Source organism: Nocardia sp. NPDC004711, assembly GCF_053601595.1.
On sequence record NZ_JBSGCB010000132.1, the window covers coordinates 1 to 8,184 of the forward strand.

Annotated in this window: 8 protein-coding genes and 2 pseudogenes; 4 read left to right on the forward strand and 6 right to left on the reverse strand. The window is 65.5% G+C overall.

Features of this window, described 5'->3' with window-relative positions; all coding sequences use genetic code 11:
- Nucleotides 1–439, reverse strand: a pseudogene (locus ACWEKS_RS48295) (Mu transposase domain-containing protein); the annotation flags it as partial.
- Between the two features lie 53 nt (nucleotides 440–492).
- Between ACWEKS_RS48295 and ACWEKS_RS48300 the strand changes: the two are divergent.
- From ACWEKS_RS48300 to ACWEKS_RS48315, 4 genes are all read left to right on the forward strand, one after another.
- A complete protein-coding gene (locus ACWEKS_RS48300; protein WP_452346428.1) occupies nucleotides 493–771 on the forward strand; it encodes a DUF5372 family protein in 279 nt (92 codons plus the stop codon).
- Between the two features lie 180 nt (nucleotides 772–951).
- Complete coding sequence (locus ACWEKS_RS48305; RefSeq protein ID WP_452346429.1) at nucleotides 952–1,431, forward strand: helix-turn-helix domain-containing protein; 480 nt, start codon at nucleotides 952–954, stop codon at nucleotides 1,429–1,431.
- Between the two features lie 84 nt (nucleotides 1,432–1,515).
- Nucleotides 1,516–1,737: a hypothetical protein gene (locus ACWEKS_RS48310; RefSeq protein WP_452346430.1), complete on the forward strand. Its 222-nt coding sequence runs from the start codon at nucleotides 1,516–1,518 to the stop codon at nucleotides 1,735–1,737.
- A gap of 68 nt (nucleotides 1,738–1,805) precedes the next feature.
- Nucleotides 1,806–3,857, forward strand: a complete 2,052-nt coding sequence (locus ACWEKS_RS48315; protein WP_452346431.1) for a recombinase family protein — start codon at nucleotides 1,806–1,808, stop codon at nucleotides 3,855–3,857.
- Between the two features lie 60 nt (nucleotides 3,858–3,917).
- On the opposite strand, the pseudogene ACWEKS_RS48320 reads toward ACWEKS_RS48315, so the two are convergent.
- The 5 genes and pseudogenes from ACWEKS_RS48320 to ACWEKS_RS48340 form a co-directional block, all read right to left on the reverse strand.
- Nucleotides 3,918–4,588, reverse strand: a pseudogene (locus ACWEKS_RS48320) (IS21 family transposase); the annotation flags it as partial.
- A gap of 688 nt (nucleotides 4,589–5,276) precedes the next feature.
- A complete protein-coding gene (locus ACWEKS_RS48325) occupies nucleotides 5,277–5,453 on the reverse strand; it encodes an aminotransferase class V-fold PLP-dependent enzyme (protein ID WP_452346432.1) in 177 nt (58 codons plus the stop codon).
- Between the two features lie 185 nt (nucleotides 5,454–5,638).
- Nucleotides 5,639–7,414, reverse strand: a complete 1,776-nt coding sequence (locus ACWEKS_RS48330) for an acetolactate synthase large subunit (RefSeq protein WP_452346435.1) — start codon at nucleotides 7,412–7,414, stop codon at nucleotides 5,639–5,641.
- Between the two features lie 164 nt (nucleotides 7,415–7,578).
- Nucleotides 7,579–7,860, reverse strand: coding sequence for a DUF3263 domain-containing protein (locus ACWEKS_RS48335; protein ID WP_452346433.1), 282 nt, complete (start codon nucleotides 7,858–7,860; stop codon nucleotides 7,579–7,581).
- Nucleotides 7,857–8,184, reverse strand: a 328-nt coding sequence (locus ACWEKS_RS48340) for a 2-oxo acid dehydrogenase subunit E2 (protein WP_452346434.1), incomplete at its 5' end; no start/stop codon positions are given. The genes ACWEKS_RS48335 and ACWEKS_RS48340, both read right to left, overlap by 4 nt.

Genomic DNA, 8,184 nt, shown 5'->3' on the forward strand with positions numbered 1-8,184 from the left:
GCAGCTGCGCGGCGAGGTTCGCGTGGTCGGGATCGGTGACCACGTCCTGTTTGGTCCAGGACCGGGCGTGGCGGGCCACGACCTGGCCGTCGCAATAGGCCGTGACCGTTTGCGGCGAGGCAGTGACGTCGACGAACCGGCCGATCACCCGCGGATCGACCGAGTAGTCGACGGTGTCGACATGGACGTAATAGTCACGCGCCAAACGGATTCGCTGATTCAATCCGATCGACGGAGTCATCGGCGGCAGCGCGATCATCGACAGATAGCCGGTTTCGAACAGATCGACCGGACGACCCTGGATCGAACGGACCGTGCGCGTGTTGGCCCGCTCCAGCCAGACGGTCAGCTGCTCGTTGAAATCGCCAGGGCCGGTGAAAGTTCGACCCGGGAGGAACGAGGTCTCCAGGTAGCCGTTCGCGCGTTCGACCATGCCCTTGGACGACGTCGTCGACTACACCCAGTTCCGTCGATCGGGTGCCGAAGGTGCGGGTGACGCACCGGTTCCATCCGTTGTTCGGACGCGAGTACGAGTTCGTCGAGCACCGCCTCAACTGGGGCGAGGACCGCGTCAGCATGCGTGACGAGGACGGTCGGCTGTTCTCCCTGCCAGCAGGCTGGACCGACGTCGCAGCGCCGGATCCGTTCGTGGTGATCGCCGAAGGTCGCTGCCCGTTCACCACGTCCGGGCTGCTGGCGTTGGCCGAGCTGATCGACCGGATCCGGGCATGTCCCGGCGCGGATTCGACCGTCAATAAGATTACGCCGTGATTGTCAGATGGATTCTGTCGTCCCCGATGCAGCGGATCGAAGCTGAATAGGTCGAGATCTGAACTGCGAGACCAATATTCCTTGCAGTATGTTTCCCGATTCCTGCCACGCCTCGTTCATCTATCGGCAAAATCTCTCTGACTGGTTCGGCGATGGAGATGTTCGACGAGATGAGGGCCCATGGCGCGGCAGGTTTCGGCCGAAGATCCGAAGGTCAGCGAGTTGCGGGAAGCGCGATGCCTGAACCCGCATCCGGAAACGGTGACCGACCCGACGTTCACGACCGGCGAGTTCTTCGACGCTCGTGACGTGGTGCAGGTTAAATACGAGATGGTGCGCCGGGTCCGGGTCGACGAACTATCGGTGACCGAGGCCGCCGCCGCGTTCGGGTATTCACGGCAAACCTATTACGAGGCCGCTGCCGCGCTCGATGCCGCCGGTCTGGACGGGCTGGCCCCGGCCAAACCCGGACCCCGCGGTGGACACAAGCTGACCGCCGAGGTCTGCGCGTTCGCTGCCGAACTGCTCGACAACGACCCAGTCCTGCGGGCGAAGGATCTCGTCACCCCGATCGAGCAACGATTCGGGGTGCGGGTGCATCCTCGTTCGATCGAACGGGCCCTGGCCCGATTTCGCGGCGACAACGCTGAAAGCGGCTGAACCACAACAATCCCGCCGATAGCCGAGTCCGAGCCGCCCTCAGCGGCTCCGGCTGCGGGCGGGCTGGACGAACGTTATGAGCAGTTGCGTCATGCGGCGCTGACCGCGCGCGCCGAGGCGTTCCCGCTCGGCTTCGGCGTGCTCACCCGCCGCGGCGTGCTGGCCTGGCGCGCGGCGGTGTCCCGCCTCGCGGCCGTCGCGCCCGCGCCGCGACGCCCGGCGCAGGCCACGATGGCGCCACTGCCGGTGGCCCTCACCGCCGAACTGGTCGATGCACTGGCTGGACTGGCACTCACCGGAACCTGAATCTCGTTCACTCACACCTATTCTCACTCCCCACCGCAGGTTCGGCCGGGGATGGAAGGAGCATGCGCGTGTTCGTGCAAGCAGCGGCGACCAAGGTCACGGCCGCCCATCTGGGCAGAGCGGCGTTGCTTTATGTCCGTCAATCCACCCTCAAACAAGTCATCCATCACACCGAGTCCGCGCACCGCCAATACGACCTGCGCGGTCGGGCGATCGCGCTGGGCTGGGCCAGCGATCAGGTTCAGGTCATCGATGTCGACCAGGGTCTCTCCGGGGCCAGCTCGGCGGATCGGGAAGGGTTCCAGCACCTGGTCGCCGAGGTGTCTCTCGGCCGCGCCGGGATCGTGCTCGGACTGGAATGCTCGCGGTTGGCCCGCAACTCCGCCGACTGGCACCAACTCCTGGAACTGTGTGCGATGACAGGCACCCTGATCTGCGACGAGGACGGTCTCTACGACCCCCGCGATTTCAACGACCGGCTGCTGCTGGGTATGAAAGGCCAGATGTCGGAGGCCGAACTGCATTTCATCAAGGCGCGGCTGCGCGGTGGGGTGCTGTCCAAGGCCCGCCGCGGGGAGTTGATCACCCCGCTGCCGGTCGGGCTCGTCCACGACGGCACCGGCCGCGTCGTGCTCGACCCCGACCAGGCCGTGCAACACGCGCTACGGATGCTGTTCGACACCTTCACCGCGACCGGATCGGCCACCGCCTGCGTCAAAGCGTTCCGCGCCGGCGGCTTGTCGTTCCCGTGGCGGCACCAGAAAGGCCCCCGCAAGGGCGAGTTGGACTGGAAACCCCTGCAACACCACGCCGTGCTCAGGGTGCTGCACAATCCCCGCTATGCCGGCGCGTTCACCTACGGCCGCCACGGCCGCCGTCCCGGCACCGCGACCGGATCGTCGGTGAAACTGCCGCGCGAGCAATGGATTTCGTTCATCCCCGATGTTCATCCCGGCTATATCAGCCTCGACCGGTTCGACGCCAACCAGGCTCGCCTGGCCGCCAATGCCGCCGCCCACGGCCGCGACCGCGCCGCCGGGCCACCCCGCGAAGGTGTCGCGCTGTTGCAGGGCATGATCGCCTGCGGGCGGTGCGGCAAACGCATGACCGTGCGGTATCACCGCCGCCGAGGCCGTGACTTCCCGACCTACGTGTGTCAACGCGACGGCATCGAGACCGCCCAGCCGATCTGCGCGGTCATCCCCGGCGCCGACCTCGACACCCGCATCGGGGCGCTGCTCATCGACACCCTCACCCCGCTGGCCGTCGAGGCCGCCCTGGCCGTGTCCGCCGAACTCGACCACCGCGCCGACGATGCCGACCGACTACGCGCCGCGACCGTCGAACGCGCCCAATACCGCGCTGACCTGGCCCGGCGCCGTTACCTGGCCGTCGACCCCGCCAACCGGCTCGTCGCCGACACCCTCGAAGCCGACTGGAACACCGCCCTGCGGGAACTGCAAGCCGCGCAACGTGATTACGACTCCGCCACCGCCGCGCAGACCGGGCAGCTCACCGACGCCCAACGAGCCCGCATCCACCAGCTGGTCACCGACCTGCCCGCGATTTGGAACGCCCCCGAAACCCCGGCACGCGAACGCAAACGCATCGCGCGGCTGCTGCTGTCCGACGTCACCGTCTCCCGCGACCGCGATACCATCACCGCCCACATCCGCTTCCCCGCCGGCCAGGACACCACCCTCACCATGCCCGTCCCGAAAACCGGACCCGAAGCCCGCCGCACCCCCGCCGAGACCGTCACTCTCATCGACCAACTGCTCGACCACCACATCAGCGGCGAGATCGCCACCATCCTCAACCAGCGCGGCCTGCGTTCCGGGACCGGAGAACCGTTCCACCACAAGATCATCGACCACATCATCCGCGCCTACCGGCTCCGCAGCCGCCGCCAGCGACTACGCGACCAAGGCATGCTCACCCCCGCCGAAATGGCCGCCCACCTCGAGATCACCCTGCCCACCCTCAAACGCTGGCGGCACGTCGGAATCATCGCCGCGGTCACCTACAACGACAAAGGCGAAAACCTCTACCCACCACCGGACCCGGACAACCCACCCAACCGGCCCCACCGCGGACGACCACCCACCGAACAGCCGTGACCAGCATAAACAGTAAAAGCCATCGAATCACGCGAGAAAGGTGCAGTATGCAACCCGAGGTTTGTATTCCGGATCGCGGCGCGGAGCAAGCTGGACGCGGGTGGCCAGCGTTCCCGCGAACGCCGCCGCGGCCACGGTCACCTTCCCGGTCCCGCCGATCGCCGATTCCCGATCCCAGACAAGGGTTTTCGTCACCCGACCCATCTGCGAGATCAGCAACCACATCCCCGCTATCAGATCACTGCCCTGCCGTGAGGGCAGCATCGCCGCAGCCATGAACCGCGAGAACCCCAGCGTCATCACCAGCACCGGGAACACTCGCTCCTGCCCTCGACCGACCGGGATCCGCGTCGCCGGGAACCACAGATCGCACTGCGTGACCGACCCCGGCTCGGAGACGACCCTATCCACCGGATCGACCCCGACGTACTCCGGACGGATCTCACGCAGCCGGATCCGTAACGGGTTCAGCGTGTATGGCCAGCCGATCCGCTCGGCGATCACCGACGCCGGCATCCGCGGATACTCCGCCAGCAACCCCCGGATCCGCGCCTCGTAGGCGTCCACCACCCGGCCCCGAGATGGGCGTTCGGGCTTCGGCGGCCGGTCCGACGCCAACGCCGCACGCACCGTATTTCTCGCCACTCCCAACCGGCGCGCGATCTCCTTGATCGGCCCGCCCTCCGCCGATGCAGCCGACGGATCTCAGCCCAGTCCTCGATAGCAATCACCCCGTAAGCGTCAACCCCCGACAAGGGGTTAAGGTTCGGAATTCGCCAGGGGGTCAGTCTTTAGGAGTTGCCGACAGAGCCGCTCGAATCTTGGCCGTTCGGAGATAAGTAGGACTGATCCCGGCCGGAAGGCGAAGGTCTCACCTCCACTCGACTTCAAGCGCCTCGTGGCGCACATGGCCTTCGGCCCAGTCCAGGCCACAGTTGTCGGTTCAATCCAACCTCCATCAGTTCAGGTTTTTTCCGCTGGTCCCGACCCTGGACGAGAACGCGCAGCGCCCTACTTACGAGCCTCTGTGGGCTTGCCTCCGATGAGGTGTTCACAATCCCAGCGCACCCCCCACGGCACCGGTCTTTCCAAGAGCTCGAAGCTCTCGAAGGGGTGAGGTGTCTGATCGTTCGAGCAGGCTCGAACCACGAGCAATTCGGTTCGACACACACAGCCGGACGGCAACCGACACACTGGGTCGGGGCCCGCCCGGCTGCACGTGCGCCCACGGTCTTGCACCCGCTGAGCCCATCAGGCCAGTAGCTCGTAGCGGGAGGCCCGAAGATGTGGGAAACGACTTCTCCAAGTAGCCGGTCGTAACAGTCCGGTAGCTGGCTACTCAGGCCGGGCGACTCCGGGTGGTGCCATAGCATCCATACCTAGGCAGATCTGTTGCGAACTACAGATTTCCGGTGAAGTTCAGCTGAACAAGTCCACCCCGAGCGCCGCCAGGTCAAGTCGATCTTCCCTGAAGCCCTGCACGGTGTCGCACTGCAGCAGCTCGCAGTGACGGTGGGCGATCTCGGTCAACTGCGAAATCGGCTGGAGCACAACGGCTTCGTCCTTCACCACGATGGCAACGTTGTTGGCGGTCACGCCCGATCTGCCCGACCGCTGACGCGAACACCGCGAAGGCGCTGGTCCGCTACCGGATGGTACGTGCCGCAAATCCGCACTTTGGCGCGCAGGGCGCGGCGTTGTATGAGCTGGTCGGCGCCGATTGTATGACCTTGGGGACCGGGCCGCAGGAATTGACCCCGGCCCACGCGCTGCCGTGATGTTCATCCCGGGTTGCTCGGGGATGGTTCTTCGTCGTCGAAGAGGGGCCGGATGTCGCGTGCGGCCATGATCTCGTCGTTGCTGGCACCAGCGGCGATCATCGGCCATACCAGGGCCTCGGGTGAGACAACGAAATCGATGACGACAGGGCGGTCGTTGATGGCCCGGGCGCGGGCGATGACGTCGGTGACGTCCTCTTCTCGGGTGCAGCGTAATCCCACGCATCCATGGGCCTGGGCGAGTGCGACGAAGTCGGGGATGCACTGTGTGTGGGTAGCAAGGTCCACACTGGTGTGTTTCTCGGCGTAGAACAGGGTTTGCAGTTGCCGGACCATGCCGAGGTTCCCGTTGTTGATCAGTGCGATCTTGATCGGGATGCCCTCGACGGCTGCGGTCGCCAGCTCCTGGTAGGTCATCTGGAAGCAGCCGTCGCCGTCGACGGCCCATACCTCGCGGTTCGGGGCTCCGATCTTCGCCCCCAGCGCAGCTGGGATCGCGAAGCCCATAGTTCCCAGTCCACCTGAATTCACCCAGTGTCGGGGATTCTCGTGGCGGATGAACTGCGATGCCCACATTTGGTGTTGGCCGACGCCGGAGACGAAGATGGCTTCCGGTCCCGCGGCCTGACCGACCGCCTCGATGACATATTCGGGTGAGAGCATCCCGTCGTGGGGACGGCTGTAGCTCAGCGCGTAGCGTGCGCGCAGTGTGCCGAGGTAGGTTCGCCATGCCGTCAAGTTGCCCCGTCTGGAACCATCGTTGCCAACCAGCGTGATCAGCTCGGTGATCGCCGTCTTGCAGTCACTGACGATGGGGACGTCGGCGCGGCGGTTCTTGTTGATTTCGGCAGGGTCGATGTCGACGTGGATGACCTTGGCGTGGGGGGCGAAAGAATCGATCCGCCCCGTGACCCGGTCATCGAAACGTGCGCCGAGCGCGACGATGAGATCGCTCTTCTGCAACGCGGCCACGGCGGCGACCGTCCCGTGCATGCCCGGCATGCCGTAGTGCAGTGGGTGGCTGTCGGGGAACGCACCGCGTGCCATGAGGGTCGTCACGACCGGGCTACCGGTCAATTCCGCGAGCTCCCGCAGCTCCTGGCAGGCCTCGGCCTTGATGACTCCTCCGCCTACATAGAGAACAGGTGCGGCCGCGTCGCGGATCAGCGTCGCCGCCACCCGAAGCTTCCCCGTGGGACGCTGCGCGTGCCTACCAGGGGTCGGCGACGGTAGCTTCGGCGGCCAGCAGAACAGGGTGGTGTCGTGCAGGACATCCTTGGGGATGTCGACAAGCACCGCGCCTGGCCGACCCGAGGACGCGATGCGGAATGCTTCGGCGATCGTCCAGGCGATCTCGTCAGCGAATGTCACGAGGAAGGTGTGTTTGGTTACAGGTGTCGCCATTGTGCAGATATCGACCTGCCCGAACGTGTCAGTGCCGAGCATGGCGCGATCGACCTGGCCGGTGATAGCCACGACGGGCACCGAATCCATTTGGGCGTCTGCCAACGGTGTCACCAGGTTCGTCGCGGCGGGCCCTGAGGAGGCCACACAGACGCCGACCCTTCCCGTCGACTGCGCGTAGCCAGTGGCGGCGTGACCGGCGCCCTGTTCGTGCCGCACCAGCACCTGACGGATCGTCGACTCGCACAGCGGGTCGTACAGCGGCAAGATCGCGCCGACCGGCATCCCGAACACGCACTCGACGTTGAGATATTCGAGCATGCGCACGACGGCCTGGGCTCCGGTAACCGGCTCGGGGCGTTGTGCCGGCACCAGGCGCGAGAGGTCGCTGACCGTCGGGGAGCCGTCGCGCGCCGGCTCCGGATTGTCGTGGCCCGACCAGGTAACGGTTGTCGGTGTTCTCACAGGAGTGGTCCTCGTCCGAACGGGCAGCGAAACGCTGCCCGTCTGCTTGCGGTGGTGTCGATCGTGGTCACGCCTCAGGGATCGGGGTCTGAGTAAGCCTGCGAAGGCGGGAGGATGAGCTTCCTTCTGCAGAGCTCGCGTAGCCGATTTCGCGTAGCCAGGTCCATCTCTCCGCAGGAGCGGGATTCGATGATGATCGACAGTCGACGGTAGAAGTTCTCGGGTTTGATGCCGAACTGGGGAAGGATGTCCTCGTCCCCGCCTCCGAATGGCAGCCATTTCATCGCGAACGCGAGGATTTCTCGCTGATCTACGGTCAGCGGCCGCAGATATTCCGGCCCGCGCCGATCGATCATGTGAGGTCCTCCGCGACAAAACCTGCTGCCAACAAGGTTTTCACCGTCGTGAGGTACCGAGCGGCATCGGCGCCGTCGACGATGCGGTGATCGTAAGCCAGCGACAGGTAGGCCATCTGTCGTGCCGCGATGCACAAATTGGCAGCGTCGTCGCGGAATGGCACGAGTCTTTCGACGACGGCTCCGATTCCGAGGATCGCCGATTGCGGTTGGTTGATGATCGGGGTGTCGAACAATGCCCCGCGGCTGCCGGTATTGGTAATGGTGAACGTGCCGCCGTTGAGATCGTCCGGGCTGATCGTTGCCTCGCGCACGTTTTGCGCG